The 21,468-nt window shown below is 40.7% G+C and carries 23 protein-coding genes; 22 read left to right on the top strand and 1 reads right to left on the bottom strand.

Features of this window, described 5'->3' with window-relative positions:
• Positions 1-207 precede the first annotated feature (207 nt).
• The gene (locus tag ACMKPP_RS09550; protein WP_004695178.1) at positions 208-1,107 is read right to left on the bottom strand and encodes a LysR family transcriptional regulator; all 900 of its coding nucleotides are present in this window, start codon (positions 1,105-1,107) and stop codon (positions 208-210) included.
• A gap of 297 nt (positions 1,108-1,404) precedes the next feature.
• Here ACMKPP_RS09550 and rpsD point away from each other — a divergent pair, with 297 nt between their 5' ends.
• From rpsD to proC, 22 genes are all read left to right on the top strand, one after another.
• Positions 1,405-1,992, top strand: coding sequence for a 30S ribosomal protein S4 (gene rpsD / locus ACMKPP_RS09545; protein WP_004695181.1), 588 nt, complete (start codon positions 1,405-1,407; stop codon positions 1,990-1,992).
• Positions 1,993-2,206: 214 nt separating this feature from the next.
• The gene (gene rplM / locus ACMKPP_RS09540) at positions 2,207-2,647 is read left to right on the top strand and encodes a 50S ribosomal protein L13 (protein WP_004695186.1); all 441 of its coding nucleotides are present in this window, start codon (positions 2,207-2,209) and stop codon (positions 2,645-2,647) included.
• 20 nt (positions 2,648-2,667) lie between these two features.
• A complete protein-coding gene (gene rpsI / locus ACMKPP_RS09535) occupies positions 2,668-3,060 on the top strand; it encodes a 30S ribosomal protein S9 (RefSeq protein ID WP_004695188.1) in 393 nt (130 codons plus the stop codon).
• A gap of 205 nt (positions 3,061-3,265) precedes the next feature.
• On the top strand, positions 3,266-4,057 hold the full coding sequence (fabM, locus tag ACMKPP_RS09530; RefSeq protein WP_004695189.1) for a trans-2-decenoyl-ACP isomerase: 792 nt from the start codon (positions 3,266-3,268) through the stop codon (positions 4,055-4,057).
• A gap of 170 nt (positions 4,058-4,227) precedes the next feature.
• The gene (pgl, locus tag ACMKPP_RS09525) at positions 4,228-4,983 is read left to right on the top strand and encodes a 6-phosphogluconolactonase (protein ID WP_418369648.1); all 756 of its coding nucleotides are present in this window, start codon (positions 4,228-4,230) and stop codon (positions 4,981-4,983) included.
• A 36-nt stretch (positions 4,984-5,019) separates the two neighbouring features.
• A complete protein-coding gene (locus ACMKPP_RS09520) occupies positions 5,020-5,262 on the top strand; it encodes a Sec-independent protein translocase subunit TatA/TatB (RefSeq protein ID WP_004695192.1) in 243 nt (80 codons plus the stop codon).
• Between the two features lie 14 nt (positions 5,263-5,276).
• Positions 5,277-5,585, top strand: a complete 309-nt coding sequence (locus ACMKPP_RS09515; RefSeq protein ID WP_021148497.1) for a heavy-metal-associated domain-containing protein — start codon at positions 5,277-5,279, stop codon at positions 5,583-5,585.
• Positions 5,586-5,653: 68 nt separating this feature from the next.
• Positions 5,654-6,097, top strand: coding sequence for a cupin domain-containing protein (locus tag ACMKPP_RS09510; RefSeq protein WP_418369647.1), 444 nt, complete (start codon positions 5,654-5,656; stop codon positions 6,095-6,097).
• Positions 6,098-6,113: 16 nt separating this feature from the next.
• A complete protein-coding gene (locus ACMKPP_RS09505; RefSeq protein ID WP_418369646.1) occupies positions 6,114-7,517 on the top strand; it encodes a DASS family sodium-coupled anion symporter in 1,404 nt (467 codons plus the stop codon).
• 535 nt (positions 7,518-8,052) lie between these two features.
• On the top strand, positions 8,053-9,723 hold the full coding sequence (ilvD, locus tag ACMKPP_RS09500; RefSeq protein ID WP_004695202.1) for a dihydroxy-acid dehydratase: 1,671 nt from the start codon (positions 8,053-8,055) through the stop codon (positions 9,721-9,723).
• Positions 9,724-9,765: 42 nt separating this feature from the next.
• A complete protein-coding gene (gene ilvA, locus ACMKPP_RS09495; RefSeq protein WP_004696872.1) occupies positions 9,766-10,989 on the top strand; it encodes a threonine ammonia-lyase in 1,224 nt (407 codons plus the stop codon).
• Between the two features lie 18 nt (positions 10,990-11,007).
• The gene (gene ilvB / locus ACMKPP_RS09490) at positions 11,008-12,717 is read left to right on the top strand and encodes a biosynthetic-type acetolactate synthase large subunit (protein ID WP_004696901.1); all 1,710 of its coding nucleotides are present in this window, start codon (positions 11,008-11,010) and stop codon (positions 12,715-12,717) included.
• The gene (gene ilvN, locus ACMKPP_RS09485; RefSeq protein WP_004695208.1) at positions 12,717-13,205 is read left to right on the top strand and encodes an acetolactate synthase small subunit; all 489 of its coding nucleotides are present in this window, start codon (positions 12,717-12,719) and stop codon (positions 13,203-13,205) included. The genes ilvB and ilvN overlap by 1 nt, the downstream gene beginning before the upstream one ends.
• An 11-nt stretch (positions 13,206-13,216) precedes the next feature.
• Complete coding sequence (locus ACMKPP_RS09480; RefSeq protein WP_008714969.1) at positions 13,217-14,002, top strand: ABC transporter ATP-binding protein; 786 nt, start codon at positions 13,217-13,219, stop codon at positions 14,000-14,002.
• A gap of 141 nt (positions 14,003-14,143) precedes the next feature.
• Positions 14,144-15,151, top strand: a complete 1,008-nt coding sequence (gene ilvC, locus ACMKPP_RS09475) for a ketol-acid reductoisomerase (protein ID WP_004695212.1) — start codon at positions 14,144-14,146, stop codon at positions 15,149-15,151.
• Positions 15,152-15,324: 173 nt separating this feature from the next.
• A complete protein-coding gene (locus ACMKPP_RS09470) occupies positions 15,325-15,786 on the top strand; it encodes a DUF3290 family protein (RefSeq protein WP_221741257.1) in 462 nt (153 codons plus the stop codon).
• Positions 15,787-15,798: 12 nt separating this feature from the next.
• Complete coding sequence (locus ACMKPP_RS09465) at positions 15,799-16,518, top strand: DUF421 domain-containing protein (protein ID WP_038125705.1); 720 nt, start codon at positions 15,799-15,801, stop codon at positions 16,516-16,518.
• A gap of 120 nt (positions 16,519-16,638) precedes the next feature.
• Complete coding sequence (locus ACMKPP_RS09460; RefSeq protein ID WP_287550467.1) at positions 16,639-18,366, top strand: TIGR03960 family B12-binding radical SAM protein; 1,728 nt, start codon at positions 16,639-16,641, stop codon at positions 18,364-18,366.
• Between the two features lie 9 nt (positions 18,367-18,375).
• Positions 18,376-19,230 (top strand): purine nucleoside phosphorylase YfiH/LACC1 family protein, encoded by an 855-nt coding sequence (locus ACMKPP_RS09455; RefSeq protein WP_316604159.1) that lies wholly within the window; start codon positions 18,376-18,378, stop codon positions 19,228-19,230.
• A 178-nt stretch (positions 19,231-19,408) separates the two neighbouring features.
• Complete coding sequence (locus tag ACMKPP_RS09450) at positions 19,409-20,095, top strand: YggS family pyridoxal phosphate-dependent enzyme (protein WP_316604160.1); 687 nt, start codon at positions 19,409-19,411, stop codon at positions 20,093-20,095.
• A 53-nt stretch (positions 20,096-20,148) separates the two neighbouring features.
• The gene (locus ACMKPP_RS09445) at positions 20,149-20,646 is read left to right on the top strand and encodes a cell division protein SepF (protein ID WP_004695224.1); all 498 of its coding nucleotides are present in this window, start codon (positions 20,149-20,151) and stop codon (positions 20,644-20,646) included.
• Between the two features lie 26 nt (positions 20,647-20,672).
• Complete coding sequence (proC, locus tag ACMKPP_RS09440) at positions 20,673-21,467, top strand: pyrroline-5-carboxylate reductase (protein WP_303766541.1); 795 nt, start codon at positions 20,673-20,675, stop codon at positions 21,465-21,467.
• Position 21,468 lies beyond the last annotated feature (1 nt).

The following is a 21,468-nucleotide window of genomic DNA, read 5'->3' as shown; positions in this document are numbered from 1 at the left end:
TTCTTACTGTATTAATTGAAATCTATTCTCTATTGTACAACCTGAGTTAGAAGAGAGCAATTATTTTATACCCTTAGACTATTAATCGTTTAGAATGAAAGAGAAAATTTACTTAAATATAGATTTTAGTAGTGATGGAATTGAGTCGTGTTGTGAAAATAACAAAACCCCGTACACCTAAAAAAGTATACGAGGTTTTGTTATTTTTTATAAACGTGGTGGTGATTCGCTTTGTACATAATCCATGAAGGTATGCATGGTTTCTGTTTTAGAATTGTTCTTCTTAAATGCGAAGCACACTTGTAGTTTGAATGGTTTTTCTAAAGGTACAAAGCCATCATTGATATTTAAGGAGCTTAAAATTTGACGTGCTACAATGCAGCCAGATTTATTCTTTTGACAATAGTCGATCATTGTATATGGATTGGACAGGCGGCTACCGCGGATATGTAGGTTTTGCTGACCGTTTCCAACATAGTTTTTTAATGTGCGGTACATAAAGTATTTAGGTGGATACATGAGCAGTGGTTGTTGCTGGATAGCTTTTAAACTGGCTGTTTCCATACCGTTCACTAAGTTTGGTGCATAGTATACAAATTCGTCTTCTCTAAGAGCGGTGGATTCATATGCGGACATATCCTTATTGTTTGGCAAATAGAGTAATGCAATGTCGATGCGATTTTCGCGCAAGTCGAGCATCAATTCTTCTTCCTCCATGTCGTAAATACTGACAGAGAATTCAGGATGGTTTTGGAAGAAGTGGGATACGTAACCATTTAGACGGATATCCCCGAGACTACGTAATACGCCAATGTTTAGAATTGGTCGTTCAACCTTGCTGGCCAAACGAATGGATTGGATAGCTCGTTCCAATGTGTCGAGAACTTGTTCTGCTTCTGGTAGAAATAACTCACCTTCTGGTGTTAAACGGCTACCTCTTGTAGAACGGGAGATTAATTTTACACCAACTAAACGCTCTAATTTTTTCATTTGAGCGCTGAAAGCTGATTGTGTAATATTCATAGATTGTGCTGCTAATGTAAAGCTTCCTGTTTTATTATAGGTAATAAAACTTTGTAGCTCTTGCATTGTAGGTAACTCTTTCATGCTATTCCCCCAATTTAGTTATAAGAATCCAATGATACCTATTACCTTACTTATTCATATTGTAGCATACTATAATTGATTTTTCATCTAAATCTATAAAATATGATGAAACATGCACAATCGATATAGAGAGTAGTATTATCGTAAAAAAGTGTAATCAAAAATTGTGATTATGCACTTATTTCAATAACTTTCACTATTATCAATAATTGACATAAGTAGATGAAAATGATATTATACTTGGGTACCATTATGTGTAGGTACAAGTTTATTTTAATCTTATGAGGTGATAATCACATGGCAACGAGAAGAGAGGCTCGATTCAAACTTTGTCGTCGCTTTGGTGTGAACGTATTCGGTCACGCAAAAGCCTTGAATCGCGTCAAAAAAGACCAACGTCAGAAAAAAATGTCTGAGTATGGCACACAATTATTAGAAAAACAAAAAGTTAAAGCTTACTACAACTTGCTAGAACGCCAGTTCGTACGCTATTATGATAAAGCGAAAAAAATGCAAGGTGTTACAGGTCAAAACATGTTGATCCTTTTGGAACAACGCCTTGATAACCTTGTATATCGCATCGGTTTCGGTAACTCCATTCGTCAAGCTCGTCAAATGGTAAACCATGGCCACATCTTGGTAAACGGTCGTCGCGTAGACATTCCTTCCTTCTCCTGCAAACCAGGCGATGTAATCGAATTACGCGAAGCATCTCGTGACAACGAAATGTTCAAAACTAACTTCCAAGAACTTCGTTCTTTCGAACTTCCTTACATTGAAAAAGACTTGGAAGGCTTCAAAGCTACATTCACTCGTCTTCCTCAACGTGAAGAACTTCCTATCGAAGTTAACGAAACACTTATCGTCGAATTGTACTCCAAATAATTTGGCGCTTTTGGGAAAACCACTCAGAATTGGGTGGTTTTTTCTTTATGAATATTACTGTCAAAGGGCTATGACAGTGCAAAAAACAATTGACATAGACAACCAAAATCTGTATACTATTTTGAGTAAGCTTTAGTCGTGTTTCCATTAGCCCCGGAAGCAAAGGACAAGCTGATTTTGGTAGAATTATGACGTTATTAGGAGGATATGCAGCATGAAAACTACATATATGGCCAATCCGAACACAATCGAACGGAAATGGTATGTTGTTGACGCTGAAGGTAAAACTTTAGGACGCCTTGCTGCCGAAGTTGCAAAAGTTCTTCGGGGCAAAAATAAACCAACTTTCACACCACACGTAGATACTGGTGACCATGTGATTGTTGTAAACGCAGAAAAAATTCGCGTAACTGGTAAAAAATTGGAACAAAAGGAATACTTCCGTCACTCTGGTTACCCAGGTGGTTCCCGTTTCACTAAATTGTCCATGATGCTTGAAAAACAACCTGAACGTGTTGTTGAAATGGCAGTTCGTGGTATGCTTCCAAAAAATAAATTGGGTGCACAACAATACCGTAAATTAAACGTATACGCTGGTCCTGAGCATCCACATGCAGCTCAAAAACCAGAAGTATTAGAAATTTCCGTACGATAATCTAGAGGGAGGAATATATAATGGCAGTAGCACAATATTACGGCACTGGTCGTAGAAAATCTTCCGTTGCTAGAGTTCGTCTGGTACCGGGCACAGGTAAAATCACTGTTAACAAACGTGAACTTAATGATTATTTCGGTCGCCAAACTTTGGAATTGATCGTAAAACAACCTTTGAACTTGACTAATACAGTTGAACAATACGATGTTATCGCAACTGTAGCTGGTGGCGGTCCTTCCGGTCAAGCTGGTGCAATTCGTCACGGTATCTCCCGTGCGTTATTGGACGTAGATGGCGAACTTCGTCAATCTTTGAAAAAAGCTGGTTTCTTGACTCGTGACCCACGTATGAAAGAACGTAAAAAATACGGTCTTAAAAAAGCCCGTAAAGCAAGCCAATTCTCCAAACGTTAATATTTGGAATACAGGTTATTACACCTGCAGACAATGTCTGCAGGTGTTTTTGCATCATATATAGTTTTTAACTTAGATTATATTTATCTTAAGTTTTAATTCATAGGATTATTTAATTCTATCATTTACACAGACATTTAATTCTCCTATAATAGAGATATAATCGAATTTTTTCGAAAATAGATTTTCATATAGGAGAAATCATATGATTTATAATACAATTCAGTACGTAGTGGACAACGGTATTGGTACGTTGACCTTTAATCGGCCAACCGTAGCCAATGGTTTTAATATCGAGATGTGCAAGGAGATCCTTGAGGTCTTAGATAAAGCTCATAATGATGAAAGCGTGCGTGCATTGCTCATTAATGCAGAGGGTAAGGTATTCTCTGCGGGTGGCGATTTAACAGAGATGGAGCGCGCTGTAAACGAAGGGGATACTGAGTCTTTATTTGAAATTGTTGAGCTGGTAGCTGAGATTTCTATGGCTATGAAGAAATTACCAAAACCTGTTATCATGAGCCTTCAAGGTGCTGCAGCAGGAGCGGCATTTAATATGGCTTTGGCAGCGGACTTTGTTGTGGCTGCTAATAACGTACGCTTTATTCAAGCCTTCGTAAATGTAGGTCTTGCTCCTGATGCGGGCGGGTTATTCTTGTTAACTCGCTCTATTGGTATGAATCGTGCTATGCATATTGTCATGACCGGTGAAGCCGTATCTGCTGAAAAGGGTAAGGAACTTGGCTTTGTGTATAAGGTTTGTGAATTAGAAGATTTAGAGACTGCTACAAGACGCCTTGTTGAGAAATTGGCAAAAGGGCCTGCACAATCTTACCGCGTTATGAAGGAAATGATGTGGAATAGCTTCTTAGCGGGTTGGGAAGAGTACAAGAAGTTTGAAGTAGAAAACCAATGTGCATTAGGTCTTTCAGAGGACTTCAAAGAAGGAGTCCGTGCTTTCACAGAGCGTCGCCGTCCTAAATTTGGTCAACAATAATATTGATTTATGAATATACGGAATGGAATTTCCTGTAATTCATAGGTAAATACAAATATAATTAGAACCGATGTGGCTCCAACTATTGAGTTACATCGGTTTTGCTTTCATTACACAGAAAAAGTGTATATAATAGAACTATTGAAATAGTTTTAGGAGGTCATTATTACATGGCTCAAGATACAATTAAATGTTATGACAGCCCTAGCGATGTAGTTCAAGCATTGGCAGAGGATTTTATTACTTTCACCAACGAGGAAATCAATCGCACTGAAACGTGTGTTGTTGGTATTACGGGCGGGACTGTTATTAATGGTTTATTAGAATTGCTTAATTCCCCAGAATATATAGAGCGCCTCAATTGGGAACGCATATTCTTTGTGTGGACTGATGAGCGATTCTTACCGCAATCTCATGAGGATAATTACTTCAATCGCGTGAAACCTTATTTGTTGTGTAAGGCGAAAGGGGCGGCTCATTTCTTGCCAATCAATACAGATTCTAAAACTGTAATAGAAGCGGCAGCGGAATACGAGAAAGAGGTTAAGAATGTTCTCAAGGCTTGTAAAAAAAGTGGCCTAGATTTGGCATTGCTCGATCTTGGCGAAGATGGTCATACAGCCGGTCTATTTGCAGGTTCTCATGCATTGCGTGTCACAGATCAAGACGTGGTAGCTGTTGAGGATGGAAAGGTGTGGGAACGTATTTCTATGACCTTTTCGTTCTTAGCAAAATCTGATGCGGTTTGGTTTACCGTAACTGGTGAAAGTAAGCGAACTGCTTTGACAAAGGTATTGTATCAACGCGAAGATTACGAGGATTTACCTTGGGAAAAACGCATTGGTCGTGTATTGCCTGGAGCGGTGCTTTCACAAGAAGCTATGACCTGGTATGTGGACAAGGCAGCCTATGATGATGTACACTAAAGAGTATAAGTAGTAGTAAAAATAAAGGAGATACATATGGGGTCTATAGGAACACCTGAATTAATAGTTATATTAGTGATTGCTCTAGTTATCTTCGGACCTGGTAAATTGCCTGAAGTCGGTAAAGCTATTGGTAAAGGCATCAATGAGTTTAAAGATGCTATTTCGGGGCCTAAAAAGGCTGTTGATGAAACGAAAGAAGCCGTTAAGAAAGCGACTACTATCGATGTGACAGCAGGGGCTAAGAACGACGATAAACATAAAGAAGCTAACGATTAATAGGAGGTAACACTATGTGTAAAGATTGTGGTTGTGGCGAAGATAATGGCGTTGTAACAAAGGTATTTACCGTACCGGGGATGATGTGCAACAACTGTAAAGAAACAGTTGAAGGAGCATCTCTAGGTTTGCCTGGCGTATTAAGTGCAGAAGTAGATTTGCCAGAAAAGACTGCTACAGTTTCTTTTGATCCAACAAAAGCATCTGTAGAAGTTATTACAAAAGCCATTGAACGAACTGGCTTTGAAGTGGCAGGCGTTGCAGATGGTGTACAAAAACATAGTCATGGATTACTAGGCACTTTGAAACGTCTCTTCAAATAATCGAACCGATGGAGCTGTATTGAAACCTTGTTTCGATGCAGCCCTTTTTTGTTTAAAGAGGTAATACGATGATACGTAAGTTTGATGCTAAAAATTTTAAGTGGGATGGTATCGAAACCTTGGTGTATAAACAAGATGGTAGCCCTTTTAAAGATGTAACACGTCAAGTATTATACGATGGGGCTCATGATATTCCATGTCAATTCCGCTATTTTGAATGTTTGCCAGGAGGGTATTCTACCTTAGAGTATCACGATCATACGCATATGGTTATGATATTCCGCGGTAAGGGGCAGGTCTTATTAGGTGATGAAATCCACGATGTAGAAGCTGGTGATTTTATCGAAATTCCAGGCAAAACAATTCATCAATTCCGTGCTAATAAGGGAGATTATATTGGTTTTCTTTGCTTGGTAAATCAAGACCGGGATAAGGTAAAGTTATTATCCCCTGAAGAAATGGATGCGTTAAGAGCAAATCCTAAAATCAAAGAATTCTTGGAAAGTTGTTAAGCCTAATGGAGGTTCTATGAATACTTTTACACGAGCGGCCCTTACCGTTTTAGTGGGCCTCGTCATTTGGTTTTTACCTCATACAGAGGCAATCAAGCCTGAAGGTTGGCATTTATTAGCTATCTTTACGGCTACTATTGTGGGCTTTATCTTACGTCCGTGGCCAACGGGCATTATGGCGCTTTTTGGTATTGTTGTAGCCGTAGCCACTAACTCCATCACTATGGTACAGGCACTAGGTGGCTATGCTGAGGCGAATGTGTGGCTTATCGTAGCAGCTGTATTCTTTTCACGAGGTATTATTAATTCTGGCCTTGGTAAGCGTATTGCGTACACCTTGATTCGCTCCTTTGGTACAAGCTCTTTAAAGCTTGCTTATGCTTTGGCTTGTACGGATTTGATTATTTCTCCAGCTACACCATCTAATACGGCGCGTGGTGGTGGTATCGTATTCCCCATCGTACAAAATATTTCCTTAGCATTTGATTCTGAACCATATGGTAATACGGCTCGCCGCATTGGGGCGTACTTGATGACGACGGCACATACTATTAACACTATTACGGTAACGATCTTCTTGACTGCATGTAGCGGTAATTTGCTTATTACTTCTTTAGGTGCTAAACTGTTTGGCTATGATATATCTTGGTGGGAATGGTTCCAAGCCGGTGTCATTCCTGGTGTGATTTGTATGATTTTGATGCCTTGGTTTATTTATAAAATCTATCCACCAGAAATCAAGGAAACACCAGAGGCTGCAGCAATGGCTCAAGAAGAACTAGATGCTCTTGGTCCTATTACGAAGGCCGAAATTTCTGTTGCCATTATTTTTGTTCTTTGCATCTTACTTTGGGCTACAGCAATTTGGACTAAGCTTCATCCTACAGTTGTTGCGATGATGGGGGTTTTGGCGTGTGTTGTAACAGGCTCTCTTACGTGGGAGGATATTTTGGGTGAACGCACTGGTTGGGATATCCTCATCTGGATGGGCACGCTTGTCGGCATGGCTGGGTTGCTTGGTAAACTCGGTGTAGTAGCTGTGTTTGCAGATTTTGTAAGTCAACATTTAGCTGGCTTTGATTGGTTCTGGGCGTCTTTTATCATTTCCGCTACCTTTGTGTACTCTCAGTATTTCTTTGCCAGTGGTACGGCGCGTATTACGGCTTTGTTCTCCGCCTTTGCAGCCATTTTAGTGGCGATGGGGGCTCCTATTCCGTTTACGATATTGCTCTTTGGTTTGATGAATAGTCCTGGCTGTACATTGACTCATTATAGTTCGGGTGTAACACCAATCTTCTTCGGTGCTGGCTATGTGCCACAAGGTACGTGGTGGCGCGTAGGCCTTGCTATCTCTGTGGTGAGCTTCCTCATTCATTTCTGGGGCGGCACCTTTGGCATGTGGCTCTTTGGTATCCTATAATATATTTAATCCCTCACTACGGTGAGGGATTTTTCTTGTTATATCTATATTTTTTATACCTTACTAGGTTTGCTATAGTTTTTGGGTATGGTGAACTTCATAAAAAAACTATGATGAATCTATAGAATTTATTGTGAATTATCTTGCGCGGGATAATATAACGTGTTATTATTATTCCGTGATTAATATTACAGAATATTTTAGGAGGAAACATGTTAGGTTTAGTCATTAGCTTATTGATTATTGCGCTAGTCGTGATTATTAATGACATTCGAATTATGAACAACAACTTAACACGTTTTTGTCTTAGAAGTTCCGCGAATGGTTTAATATACAATCAATAAGATTTGACTATATGGTTTGTTTCTTATGTGTATATTTTCCAAGGGGTACATAGGATTATTTATGTATATAGGAATTCTGTAAACAAAAGGAATATCATTTGTAAACTTTTAAGACGATTCATTGGAATCGTCTTTTTTTATGCGTCGTGAAAGCTGTCCAAGTGGATGCTTTCAAAAGTGAGGAGATTAACATGAGTTGTAGAAGTGACAATTTGAAAACAGGCGTAGCACGTGCACCACACAGATCTTTACTAAAAGCTCTAGGTTTTGTTGATGAAGAAATGGGTAGACCAGTCATCGGTATTGCCAATTCTTTCAATGAAATCATCCCTGGTCACGTAGGCCTGAAAAATATTGTACAAGCCGTAAAAGACGGTATCCGCAACGCAGGTGGTGTGCCAATTGAGTTCAATACTATCGGTATTTGTGATGGTTTGGCAATGAACCATATCGGCATGAAATACTCCTTAGTTACACGTAATATCATTGCAGATTCCATCGAAGCTACTGCTATGGCTACACCATTCGATGCGATGGTATTCATTCCAAACTGTGATAAGGTAGTGCCAGGCATGTTGATTGCAGCTGCGCGCCTTAATATCCCATCTGTATTCGTGTCTGGTGGGGCTATGCTCGCTGGTGTACATAAAGGTAAAAAGATTGGTTTGTCCGACGTATTCGAGGCCGTAGGTAAACATCAAACTGGTGAAATGGATGATGCTGAGCTAGCCGATATCGAAAATACGGCATGTCCTACATGTGGCTCTTGCTCTGGTATGTATACGGCAAATACAATGAACTGTTTAACAGAAGCTCTCGGTATGGGCCTTCCTGGCAATGGTACAATCCCAGCGGTATATTCTGAACGTTTGCGCTTAGCAAAATTAGCGGGTATGCAAGCGGTAGAGGTATTAAAAGCAAACCTTCGACCTAAAGATATTATGACTCGTGAAGCCTTTGAAAATGCGGTAGCTCTAGATATGGCTTTGGGTGGCTCCTCTAATACGGCGCTTCATTTACCGGCTATTGCTCATGAAGCAGGTGTACCATTATCCTTAGACGATTTTGATCGCATCGCCCAAAATACACCTCAATTATCTAAATTATCTCCATCTGGCGTATATTTCATTGAAGACTTGTACGCTGCAGGTGGTGTATCTGCCGTGTTGAAACGTTTAGCAGAAAATGGTCGCCTTCATACAGATTGCAAAACTGTTGCTCTTAAAACACAAGGTGAAATTGCAGCGGCCGCTCATGTTGTGGATGAAGATGTTATTCATCCATGGGATAATCCAGTACATGAAACTGGTGGTATCGCGGTTCTCAAAGGTAACCTTGCTGTAGATGGTTCCGTTGTAAAAGCCGGTGCCGTAGATGCAGATATGCTTGTTCACTCTGGTCCAGCAAAGGTATTCAACAGTGAAGAAGAAGCGGTTGAAGCTATCACGGGCGGTAAAATTGTAAAAGGTGATGTTGTAGTTATCCGCTACGAAGGCCCTAAAGGCGGTCCTGGTATGCGTGAAATGTTGACTCCAACATCTATGATTGCCGGTATGGGTCTAGATAAAGATGTAGCATTGTTGACAGATGGACGCTTCTCTGGTGCGACTCGTGGTGCATCGATCGGACACGTATCTCCAGAAGCAGCTGCAGGCGGTACCATTGCCATCGTTGAAGATGGTGATATTATCAACATCGATATTCCAAACGGTAAATTGGAATTAGCTGTATCTGATGATGAAATCGCTCGTCGTAAAGCTGCATTGAAACCGTTCAAATCCAATGTAACTGGATATCTTAAAAAATACGCTCTTCACGTATCCTCTGCTGCACAAGGTGCTATCGAAGTATTTGAAGACTAATACTCGACTTTCATTTAATACTAACTAGAGGAGACCGTGTATATGTATAAGTTATATGATTTTATGGAGGCTCGTGAGCGATTGAGCACAATCACTGTGAAAACGAAGTTACTTCATAGTGATGTGTTTTCTGACGAGTGTGGAAATGATGTATACATCAAGCCAGAAAACTTGCAAATAACAGGCTCTTTCAAGGTTCGTGGAGCTTATAATAAAATTGCAAAACTAACAGAAGAGGAAAAGGCGCGCGGTGTTATCGCTGCGTCTGCCGGTAATCATGCACAAGGCGTGGCCCTTGCTGCGAAACGTCTTGGTATTAAAGCGACTATTGTCATGCCGAAACACACGCCTCTTATCAAGGTGAATGCTACAAAACAATACGGTGCAGATGTTGTACTATTCGGCGAGATTTATGACGAAGCCTATCAAAAGGCGATGGAGTTGCAAAAAGAACACGGCTATGTGTTCGTTCATCCGTTTAATGATGAAGATGTCATCGAAGGGCAAGGTACGATTGCCCTTGAGGTTCTTGATGAATTGCCTGATGCAGATATCTTGCTCGTTCCTGTTGGTGGCGGTGGTATCGTATCTGGTATTGCGGCTGCTGCAAAATTAAAAAATCCGCGCGTTAAGATTATCGGTGTAGAACCAGAAGGTGCAGCGAGTGCCCTAGCTGCCTTAAAGGCTGATCATCCTGTACCTCTCGATGAAGTGGCGACGATTGCAGATGGTACGGCAGTACGCCAAATTGGGGAAACTACATTAGAATATATCAAACAATATGTAGATGAAATTATTACCGTTTCTGATTATGAATTGATGGAAGCATTTTTATTGCTTGTTGAAAAACATAAGTTAGTAGCAGAAAATTCTGGTATTTTACCACTCGCTGGTCTTAAAAAATTAGAGTGCCGCGATAAAAAGGTGGTAGCTATCGTCAGCGGTGGTAATATCGACGTACTTACTATATCGTCCATGATTAATAAAGGTCTCGTATTGCGTGGTCGTATCTTTACCTTCTCCGTTAACCTTCCTGATAAACCAGGTCAATTGGTTGCGGTATCTCAAATGCTGGCGGATGCAGATGCAAACGTTATTAAACTTGATCATAATCAGTTCAAAAACCTTGACCGTTTTCATGAAGTGGAATTGCAAGTAACGGTAGAAACAAATGGTGAAGAGCACATCCAACACATTATTGATACTTTCAAACATAATGGCTACATTATTAAACGTTTAAATTCCAGCGAAATATTGTCTGAATAGCTGGGTGAAAGGGTTCCTATGAGCGCAGAAACAATCAATGGGGCACGCATTGTCCTTGAAACATTGCATCGCCTTGGTGTAACCGATATGTTCGGCTATCCAGGTGGCGCGGTAATTCCAATTTATGATGAAATATATAGCTTCCCTGAAATTAAACATTACTTTGTTCGTCATGAACAAGGTGCTGCACATGCCGCGGATGGTTATGCACGTGTGTCCGGCAAAGTTGGGGTATGTCTTGCTACGTCTGGTCCTGGTGCAACGAATCTTGTAACAGGTATTATGACTGCGTACATGGATTCCGTACCTATGGTGGCCATTACAGGTCAGGTTGGCCGACCATTTATCGGTAAGGACTCCTTTCAAGAGGCGGATATCCAAGGTATTACGATGCCTATAACCAAGCATAACTATCTTGTTCAAGATATTCATGATTTGCCTCGCATCATTAAAGAGGCGTACTTTATTGCTGGCACAGGTCGCCCAGGCCCTGTACTCATTGATATTCCTAAGGATATTCAAACCGAAAAAATATCCATGGCGGAATACAACAAATTGTACGAAGTACCTATTCATCTTGAAGGCTATGATCCAACCTATAAAGGGCATCAAGGTCAAATCAAAAAAGCAGCTACTCTCATCAAAAATGCAAAGCGCCCACTTATCATTGCTGGGGCAGGCGTATTGAAATCTAGTGCTATGGATGAGCTTAAGGAATTAGCTGAAAAGGCTCAAATCCCGGTGACGAATACATTAGTTGGGCTTGGTGGCTTCCCAGGAGATCACGAGTTGGCTCTAGGTATGGTTGGTATGCACGGTTCTGTTGCAGCTAATAATAGTACAGATGAGGCTGATCTCGTGATTGCTGCAGGGATTCGTTTCCATGACCGCATCACAGGCCATCCAGATTTCTTCTGTAAAAAAGCTAAAATTATCCATATCGATATTGACCCAGCTGAAATTGATAAGAATGTTACAATCAATGTGCCTATCGTAGGGGATCTAAAACAGGTATTAACGGAGCTTAATGCTCTTGTAGAACCTACAACGCATGAAGCGTGGCTTGAGCAAATTCGAGAATGGCAAACGGAATACCCTATGGTGATTCCTGAATCGAAAAATGGTGTATTGCATGCACAATATGTGTTGTCTGAGCTTAATAAGATTGCCAAGGAAGATGCCATAATCGTAAGTGATGTCGGTCAACATCAAATGTGGGCGGCTCAATTCTTAACTCATAAAAAACCTCATACTATCGTTACCTCTGGCGGTGCGGGTACCATGGGGTATGGCTTACCGGCGGCTATTGGGGCTCAAGTAGGGGCACCTAAGAAGCAAGTTATCCTCGTTGTCGGTGATGGCGGGTTCCAAATGACTTGTGAAGAGCTCATGATGGTTCGTCAATATAATTTGCCAATCAAGATTGTTATTATTAACAATGGCTATCTTGGTATGGTTCGTCAATGGCAAGAAATCTTCAATGATAGACGCTACTCTTATGTAGATTTAGAAGTGAGTCCGAACTTCGTGAAACTCGCAGATGCATTTGACCTAAAAGCAGCTCGTCTAGATAATGTTGAAACTTTCAACAAAGAATTTAAATCATACATTACATCGGATGAAAGCATTGTCTTGGATTGTCGCGTTGAACGAGAGGATAATGTATTGCCAATGATCCCAGCAGGCGGCACGATAAGCGGTATGATGGGTAAGAAAGGGGTGCTATAATGGCGAAAGAACATCAAGTCTTAATCATTGCAAAAAATGCACCGGGTATTGGTACACGTATTTTGGCACTCTTTAACCGTCGTGGCTTTAACGTTACAAAAATGACATCTGGCATTACAAATCAGCCAGGTTATGCACGTATTACTATTACTGTAGAGGCCGATGACCGAATTCTCGATCAAGTGCAAAAGCAAATCTACAAGCTTATCGATGTTGTTAAGGTTAAAGTGTTTGAAGATCATGATGTGGTATGCCGTGAGTTAATGCTTATCAAGGTAAAAGCATCTGCTTCTACAAGATCACAAATTGTACAGATTGCCGATGTATATCGTGGTAATGTGTTAGATATTTCTCCTACATCTATGATCATTGAAGTCATTGGCAGTGTAGAAAAATTACGTGGCTTCATTCAAATTATGGAAACTTATGGTATTCTTGAAATTGCCAAAACAGGTATCACCGCTATGAGCCGCGGAGAAAAAATGTAGGAGTTGATAACGTGGGGCGTGAATTACTCCATTATGAAAATGTCTGCTTTCGCCGTGATGGTAGACCTATTTTAGATAATGTAAATTGGCATATAGAGGACGGTGAACATTGGGCTTTATTAGGGCTTAATGGGGCTGGTAAATCGACGCTGCTCAGCATGATACCTGCTTATCAAATTCCCACAACGGGTACTTTACGTGTGTTTGGCAAGGAATTTGGTAAATATGCGTGGCCCAAAATCAAGGCTAGACTAGGATTTGTTAGCTCTGCGCTTGGACAATTTCAGTCAACCTTGGATAAACAAGTCGTTGAAGATATCGTTATTTCTGGTGCATTTAGTAGTATTGGTATATACCAAGAGGTAGCACCTGAGGTGCGCCAACGAGGTATGCAATTATTATCTGAATTTGGACTAGACTATTTGGAAGGTCATCGTTTTCGCACCTTATCTGCTGGCGAACAGCGCCGGGTATTGTTAGCGAGGTCTATTATGGCAAATCCAGAATTATTGATTTTGGATGAGCCTTGCTCTGGTTTGGACTTACCAGCGAGGGAGCAGTTTTTACGCACCGTATCCACTTTGGTAGCTGAGCAGCAGACACCGATTATTTATGTGTCACATCAAATTGAAGAGATACTATCGTTTATTACTCATGTAGCTATCTTGCGAGAGGGTAAGATGATTCATGCAGGTCCTAAACACAAGGTACTAACTGATGATATTTTATCTGATGTCTTTGGACTTTCCGTACAAGTTGTATGGAAAGATGATCGTCCATGGGTGATGGTTCGCTAGTTATCAAATTTTTTTATCAGAGGCTTAAAACTCGGCTTACTGATACTAAATTAATGTACGCCACATCTTGCAAAAATTTGTTAGATTGTGTACAGTATATATAATCTATATTCTATTGAATATGTTTGGAGGTTGTCTAATATGGCAGGTAAAATTTTAGGTACTACAGTTTATTATGATGCAGATTGTAATTTAAGCAAATTGGAAGGCAAAAAAATTACAGTGTTAGGTTACGGTTCCCAAGGTCATGCTCATGCATTGAACTTGAAAGAAAATGGTATGGACGTAACAATTGGTCTTCGCGGTGGTTCTTCTAGCTGGAAAGCGGCTGAAGAAGCAGGTCTTACAGTAAAAGAAACTGCAGAAGCCGTTAAAGGCGCTGATATCGTTATGGTATTGATTCCAGACGAATTGCAAGCAGACGTATATGCACAAGATATTGCTCCAAACTTGAAACAAGGTGCGTACTTGGCATTTGCTCATGGCTTTAACATTCACTTTGGTAAAATCGTACCTCGTGAAGACATCAATGTATTCATGGTAGCTCCTAAAGGTCCTGGTCATTTAGTTCGTCGTACATACCAAGAAGGTTCTGGCGTTCCTTGTTTGTACGCTGTAGAAAAAGACCCATCTGGCGATACTGAAGAAGTGGCATTAGCATGGGCATCTGGTATCGGTGGTGGCCGTTCTGGTATTTTGGAAACTAACTTCAAATCCGAAACTGAAACTGACCTCTTTGGTGAACAAGCTGTATTGTGTGGTGGTGTTACTGAGTTGATCAAAACTGGCTTTGAAGTATTAACTGAAGCTGGTTATGAACCTGTTAACGCTTACTTCGAATGCTTGCATGAAATGAAATTAATCGTAGACCTTATCTACGAAGGTGGCTTCCAAAAAATGCGCCACTCCATCTCCAACACTGCTGAATACGGCGATTACCATGCAGGTCCTCGCGTAATCACTGCAGATACTAAAAAAGCTATGGAACAAATCTTGGCGGATATTCAATCTGGTAAATTTGCTGATGAATTCTTAGCAGATTCTAAAAATGGTCAAAAATTCCTTAAAGAACATCGTGAAGCAGCTGCTAATCATCCAATTGAACCAGTTGGCGCAGAACTTCGCAACTTGATGAGCTGGTTAAAATAAGAGTATTACTTAGGTAATCTTTTGTGAGATTATATGCTTATTAAAAGGGACCCCGTAAGGGGTCGCTATTTTTTATCTTTTCTTACATTATTTTGGGCCATCTTGACGATTACATCGAAAATATTGGAATCAAATATGGTATAATAAAAAGTAATATTTGAAAGGAGTGTAGCATGGATTTTTACACATTAGCCTATGTTGAAAGTCAGGCTGTAATAGGTCAAACTTGGGACTTTATTATAATTGTAGCTGTTCTGTTAGCATTACTCATTTTGGGAGTACAAGTATTGCGAAATGGTTTTACTAGTCGCTATCGTGACCTGATGATTATATTGTCTTTAATCGTAGTGTTCTTCTTAGGGCTTGAATACCAAGAGTATAATCGGATGAAAACCTATTCTGAGGACTCCTCTCGTATGGCTCAATTTTTACATTCTTTTAGTTCAGATCGTTCCGTACCGAGCGACCAATTGGCGGTTAACTCCTTAAAGATTCGTAATGGTATGATTTTAAAAGTAAGTGACGCTTACTATGAGGTTCAATTTAATCCAGAATTTTCAACCTATACTATTACACGTGTTTATAAGGTAAGCCCTATAGATCGAATTCACGATAAAGAGGATGCATTACAATAAGGAGGACCACATATGACAGAAGCTATGGCCGTCTATGGGATGGTCTTTGCAAAACTCGCCATCGGTCTCTTGGCGATTATTTTACAAATCAATTTAATGGGTAAGGGCAATTTAGCCCCAACCTCTGCCTTAGATCAACTGCAAAACTACGTACTTGGTGGTATTATCGGTGCCATTATTTACAATGATCAAATTGGTATTTTACAATTTATGTTAGTCCTTATTTTATGGACTATCCTCGTAATGACTCTTAAGTTTTTAAAAGGGAATCTTCGTATTTTTAAAGCAATTCTTGATGGTCATCCAGTTATAGTAATCGAAAAAGGTCATATTCTAACAGAAGAATGTATGCGTTATGGTATACAAGCGGCTGAACTTAAATTAAAACTTCGTGCTGCCGGTGTTCAATATGTTACGGATGTTAAGCGTGCCGTATTGGAGCAAAACGGTCAGCTCAACGTGGTTCAATTCGGTGAAGATAATATCCGATTTGATCTTATCGATGATGGTCAAATTAATCAGTTTACCCTCGATGTAATTGAAAAAGATAGAGAGTGGCTTGAACAAGAAATCCAAGCTCAAGGATACTCTGTTAAGGATATATATATTGCAGAATATAAAGATGGAAAAGTTGTTGTATATCCTTACGAAAGAAAACATCGTCCACAAATTGTAAGCACTCTTAAAAGTAAGACCAATTATACTAAAGATAAATTGAAATCTAAATTATAATATCTATTGCTCTTATAGTATAGGCGAGATACGTATTTCGTAGTCTTATAAATATATAAATAATATATATAATGTTATTAAGCCCACTATTCGTAGTGGGCTTATATAGAAAGGAAATTAGTGAATCGTAAAGATTTAATAGATCGATTACAAGAATTATATAAAGATGAAGATAGTCGGGTAACAGTAAATCCTCATGCAGGGCAAAAGGTGGCCATCGTCTATCCAAATACATACTTCGTGGGCATGAGTAATCTTGGACTTCATATCATTTATGAGGAAATCAATTTGCGAAATGATAGCGTTTGCGAACGGATTTTCTTGCCTGAGAAAAAGGAATTAGAAGCTTACGATAAGACTAAGACTCCCCTTATGAGCGTTGAAACACAACGGCCTATGCATCAATTTGATGTAGTCGCTTTTGATGTTACCTTTGAAATGGATTATTTCCATATTCCTTTGATGTTGCGCCATGGCCGTGTACCTATCATGGGAAAAGACCGTACCGAATTTGACCCTATCGTTATTGCAGGGGGCCCTTGTGCGACCTTTAACCCTGAGCCTTTTGCCGACTTTATCGATGCTTTTATCATCGGTGAAGGGGAAGGTATCGTCAGTCGCGTACTAGATATCATTCGAGATGGAAAAATGGAAGGCTTGGATCGTCACGCTATTTTACGTCAATTAGCGGATGTATCGGGTGTTTACGTACCATCCCTGTATGTGCCGATTTACAATGAAGATGGTGAATTTAAAGGCTATGATATTGCTGAGGGCGTGCCTAAAACGATCAAACGTCACTTTGAAATGCTCACTAGCGGTGGTGAAACGGTAGTAGCTACGAACTATACTGAATTTGGTGCTATGTATATCATCGAAGTAGCCCGTGGTTGTGGTCGGCACTGTCGCTTCTGTATGGCTGGATATTGCTTCCGCGTACCGCGTGTACGTCCTTTGGACATTTTGAAAGAAGGCGTAGAGCGCGCAGAAAAGCTAGGCAAAAAGGTGGGACTCATGGGTGCTGCTATTTCGGATTATCCCGAGGTAGATGAGCTAGTTAATTATATTCGCTCTAAAGATATGCGTTACTCTTGTGCATCCTTGCGTGCTGACTCGTTAACACAAGCCGTGGTGGATGGACTAGCGGATAGTGGACAAAAGACGATTACCATTGCCCCAGAAACGGGTAGTGAACGGTTGCGTCGCGTCATTAACAAGGGTATCAGTGAAGAGCATTTACAAAATGCAGCTACCTTATCTGCAAAGTCAGGTATTCAGCACATGCGCTTATATATAATGATTGGGCTGCCAACGGAAACCGATGAAGATATTGAGGCTATTGTAGGTCTTGCGGAAAGGACGCAGGCTCATATGGAAAAAGTTGGCTGTAAAGGTCGTTTGACGCTCAGTATCAATCCCTTTATTCCGAAGCCTTTTACACCGTTCCAATGGATGGCCATGGATAATCAAAAAGCGGTGGAGAAAAAGTTACAATATATAAAGAAAGCATTGCAAAAGAATCGCCGTATTGAGGTTCTCGTAGAGTCTCCTAAAGAGGCGTACATTCAAGGAGTTCTCGCTCGTGGAGATCGTCGCTTAGGCGCTGTCATTGCAGCATGTGCAGCCGATCGGGGCAGTAAATCTTTTAAGTCCGAAATGAAGGCTGCTGGCCTGGATATGGATAATATGAATTATCGTGAACGCAGTTTTGATGAATTCTTGCCATGGAGCCATTTAGATATGGGCATGCAGGAGGGCTATCTTGAAATGGAATGGAAACGATCTATCGATGAAGCATATACCCCTCCATGTGCAGCAGGTTGTAAACGCTGTGGCGTTTGTAAATAGGAGGAACAGATGAATCAATCTGTAAAACGTATAGATGTGAAAGGCCCTCATGGAACATGGTCTTATGAGGCGCCAAGCTGGGTTGATCGATTTCCCATTGTTATGGGCGATACCTATCGTCATGGTGGTGTATCTAAAGTTCCTTATGAATCATTAAACCTAGCGTTTCATGTAGGGGATGAAGCTCAAAGCGTACGAGAAAATCGAGCTATTGTTGCGAAATATTTAGGTGTTGAACCAAATCGTATTTCTTGTGGCAATCAAGTCCATGGTTTAAAGGCTGTAGAAATCACAGAAGACCTTGTTGGGGCAGGTGCTTTTGGAGAAGATACGGCCATCGATGATTGTGATGCGGTATTTACAAATCTACCGCATGTGCCATTATTTCTGTTCACAGCAGACTGCGTTGGCGTAGGTATTTACGATGCTAAACATCATGCGATTGCTACGGCGCATGCAGGTTGGCGTGGTGCCATTGGCCGCTTACCAGTACTTACTATTGAGGCCATGAAAGAGGCTTATGGGACCGAGTTCAAAGATTGCTATATATATCTTGGGCCTAGTATTGGCCCAGAGTCCTTTGAAGTAGATATAGAACTAGGTAAACGCTTTGAATTAGCATGGAGAGATATGACAGACAGAGATGCATCTGATGTTGTCAATTATCCTGGTGATAAATTAGATAAGGCTTATATCAATTTATGGAACTTTATTGGTGAGGATCTCGTTGTAAATGGAGTTCCTTCAGAGCATATCACGATTGGTGGTACCGATAGTGTAAGTGAAGTAGACTGTTATTCCTATCGTCGAGAGGCAGGCCTAACAGGTCGCATGGCCTTATTTGCGATGTTACAAGACCGATAAAATTCGGCTTTCACAGGAATCATAATAAAGTATGATATTTTATATATATATACATGCTTGGATTTGTGGAAGGGATAAGCCTTAAATCATGTACATTTGACCTTAAATACTATATAATAAAATAGTCTATACAAATATATTTGATGATTATGATATATAGATTGAAGGGGGCATTCACGTGATTGAAGAATCCCTACACGCTATACAGCAGCGCATGGCCGATGCTATGGCGCGTGTTGGTCGCGTAGATACAGCATTATTAGTGGCGGTTACAAAGAACCACCCTGTGTCGGCTGTGGAAGAGGTCGCACGGCTCGGTGTCACTCATGTAGGAGAAAATCGAGTACAAGAGGCCAAAGAAAAACAGCTAACCTATAAGGGGCCACAATTAACATGGCATTTGATTGGTCATTTACAGGTCAATAAGGTGCGCCAAGCGGTTCCTATGTTTGATTTAATTCATTCTGTGGATAGCCGTAAATTATTAGATGAAATCGAAAAGGTTGCTGCAAAGCACGATAAAATACAAGATGTATTACTGCAAGTCAATGTGGCCCGCGAAGCTTCTAAAACGGGAATGACCATCGAAGAGTTTCCAGAAATACGAGATTATGCAAAAACATTGCCTCATGTACGCGTAAGGGGCTTGATGTGTATGGCGCCATTTTTCGATGATCCACAGGAAGCTCGTCCAATCTTTCGCGTAGCGAATGCCTTGTTTGAGGATATGAAACGCTACTTTGAAGAAGGGCAGATTCAATATTTATCTATGGGGATGACTCATGACTTTGAGGTCGCTTTGGAAGAAGGGGCTAACATCGTTCGTGTAGGCACAGCAATTTTTGGGGAACGTGTATATTATTAAGGTTCGGGTTACCTGATAATCGGAAGCGTTAATTGTATTAGGAGGAAATCCAAATGGCATTGGGAGATTATTTAGACAAAGCAAAAAACTTATTCTTAGGCAGAACTGATGATGACTATGAATATGATGATTACGAATACGAAGATGAAGAGGAATACGAAGCTGAACCTACCCCAGTAGCAACAGCGGCTCCCGTGTCCGGCGCATCTGAATTTCATCCACGCAAGGTAGGAGGCCAATCTACGATGACACAACGTCCAACAGCTATGAAAGTAGTTGTAATTGAACCAAAAGTATTTGAAGACTCTGAAAATATTACACATCAATTGCGCGACATGCGTCCTGTATTGATTAATTTTGAAAATACAGACCCTCATGAAGCAGCTCGTATTGTAGATTTCGTATCTGGTGCGACCTATGCATTGGATGGCAAATTGGAAAAAGTAGGTAAAGACATTTTCATGTGTGTACCTGTAAATATTTCCATTGATTATAATGACAATGAAAGCAACACAACTGAGCAAAACGAATACTCTTGGGAAAATAAATAATCTCTCTATAAATGGTGGTGATAACTATGTTAGGTAAAACCCTATGTATAGGCGTTGGCTCAATGGGGGGCGCTCTATTGCGCGGTGCATTACAGCATGGTATTTTGAAAGCATGTGATACACACATTCTAGTGCGTCGCGAAGAACAATGTAAGGCTCTTACAGAGGAGCTTGGTGTAGTAGGTTTTACTACATTGCCTAATGTAAACGAGTACAACACTATTCTATTGGCTGTAAAACCACAAGTGTTACCATCTGTATTAGAGTCGTTGAAAGAAGTGCCTTATGGGACTGTTATGATTTCCGTTGCCGCTGGTATAACCTTAGATACTCTTGACGCGGCGATTCCACAAGCTAACTGGTTTAGAGCTATGCCAAATACACCGGCTTCTATCGGTGCTGGCATGACGGCACTCGCCGGGGATGATGTGAATACGGACCTAGGTCGTGCTGTACAAGCCTTGTTTGCGGCTGTAGGCGAGGTAGCAGTAGTGAGTGAAGCCGATTTAGATCGCTTAGGGGCGTTATCCGGTGCGGGCCCTGGCTATATGTTTGTCATCCTTGATGCTTTAGCTGATGCGGGCGTTCGCATTGGTTTACCACGTCAATTGGCGATAAAGGCGGCGGCTCAAACAATGTACGGCGCTGGTAAGATGGCTCTTGAAAGTGGCAATCATCCAGCGGTACTACGAGATCAAGTGACAAGCCCTGGTGGCACTACCATTGCGGGTATTGGTGCTATGGAAAAAGGTGGACTTCGCAGTGCTCTCCAAGATGGCGTAGTAGCATGTCTTGCTCGGTCGAATGAGTTGGGGAAATAAT

The sequence above is a fragment of the Veillonella parvula genome, assembly GCF_048309325.1.
GTDB lineage: Bacteria > Bacillota > Negativicutes > Veillonellales > Veillonellaceae > Veillonella > Veillonella parvula_T.
The sequence above is the reverse complement of the archived record's forward strand: the minus strand, read 5'-3'. Positions and strand labels throughout refer to the sequence as shown.

What these genes read in the sequence shown, in the direction of transcription:
- ACMKPP_RS09550 (WP_004695178.1), bottom strand. Translation starts at nt 1,107, where the DNA reads ATGAAAGAGTTACCTACAATGCAAGAGCTACAAAGTTTTATTACCTAT.
- rpsD (WP_004695181.1), top strand. Translation starts at nt 1,405, where the DNA reads ATGGCAACGAGAAGAGAGGCTCGATTCAAACTTTGTCGTCGCTTTGGT.
- rplM (WP_004695186.1), top strand. Translation starts at nt 2,207, where the DNA reads ATGAAAACTACATATATGGCCAATCCGAACACAATCGAACGGAAATGG.
- rpsI (WP_004695188.1), top strand. Translation starts at nt 2,668, where the DNA reads ATGGCAGTAGCACAATATTACGGCACTGGTCGTAGAAAATCTTCCGTT.
- fabM (WP_004695189.1), top strand. Translation starts at nt 3,266, where the DNA reads ATGATTTATAATACAATTCAGTACGTAGTGGACAACGGTATTGGTACG.
- pgl (WP_418369648.1), top strand. Translation starts at nt 4,228, where the DNA reads ATGGCTCAAGATACAATTAAATGTTATGACAGCCCTAGCGATGTAGTT.
- ACMKPP_RS09520 (WP_004695192.1), top strand. Translation starts at nt 5,020, where the DNA reads ATGGGGTCTATAGGAACACCTGAATTAATAGTTATATTAGTGATTGCT.
- ACMKPP_RS09515 (WP_021148497.1), top strand. Translation starts at nt 5,277, where the DNA reads ATGTGTAAAGATTGTGGTTGTGGCGAAGATAATGGCGTTGTAACAAAG.
- ACMKPP_RS09510 (WP_418369647.1), top strand. Translation starts at nt 5,654, where the DNA reads ATGATACGTAAGTTTGATGCTAAAAATTTTAAGTGGGATGGTATCGAA.
- ACMKPP_RS09505 (WP_418369646.1), top strand. Translation starts at nt 6,114, where the DNA reads ATGAATACTTTTACACGAGCGGCCCTTACCGTTTTAGTGGGCCTCGTC.
- ilvD (WP_004695202.1), top strand. Translation starts at nt 8,053, where the DNA reads ATGAGTTGTAGAAGTGACAATTTGAAAACAGGCGTAGCACGTGCACCA.
- ilvA (WP_004696872.1), top strand. Translation starts at nt 9,766, where the DNA reads ATGTATAAGTTATATGATTTTATGGAGGCTCGTGAGCGATTGAGCACA.
- ilvB (WP_004696901.1), top strand. Translation starts at nt 11,008, where the DNA reads ATGAGCGCAGAAACAATCAATGGGGCACGCATTGTCCTTGAAACATTG.
- ilvN (WP_004695208.1), top strand. Translation starts at nt 12,717, where the DNA reads ATGGCGAAAGAACATCAAGTCTTAATCATTGCAAAAAATGCACCGGGT.
- ilvC (WP_004695212.1), top strand. Translation starts at nt 14,144, where the DNA reads ATGGCAGGTAAAATTTTAGGTACTACAGTTTATTATGATGCAGATTGT.
- ACMKPP_RS09470 (WP_221741257.1), top strand. Translation starts at nt 15,325, where the DNA reads ATGGATTTTTACACATTAGCCTATGTTGAAAGTCAGGCTGTAATAGGT.
- ACMKPP_RS09465 (WP_038125705.1), top strand. Translation starts at nt 15,799, where the DNA reads ATGACAGAAGCTATGGCCGTCTATGGGATGGTCTTTGCAAAACTCGCC.
- ACMKPP_RS09455 (WP_316604159.1), top strand. Translation starts at nt 18,376, where the DNA reads ATGAATCAATCTGTAAAACGTATAGATGTGAAAGGCCCTCATGGAACA.
- ACMKPP_RS09445 (WP_004695224.1), top strand. Translation starts at nt 20,149, where the DNA reads ATGGCATTGGGAGATTATTTAGACAAAGCAAAAAACTTATTCTTAGGC.
- proC (WP_303766541.1), top strand. Translation starts at nt 20,673, where the DNA reads ATGTTAGGTAAAACCCTATGTATAGGCGTTGGCTCAATGGGGGGCGCT.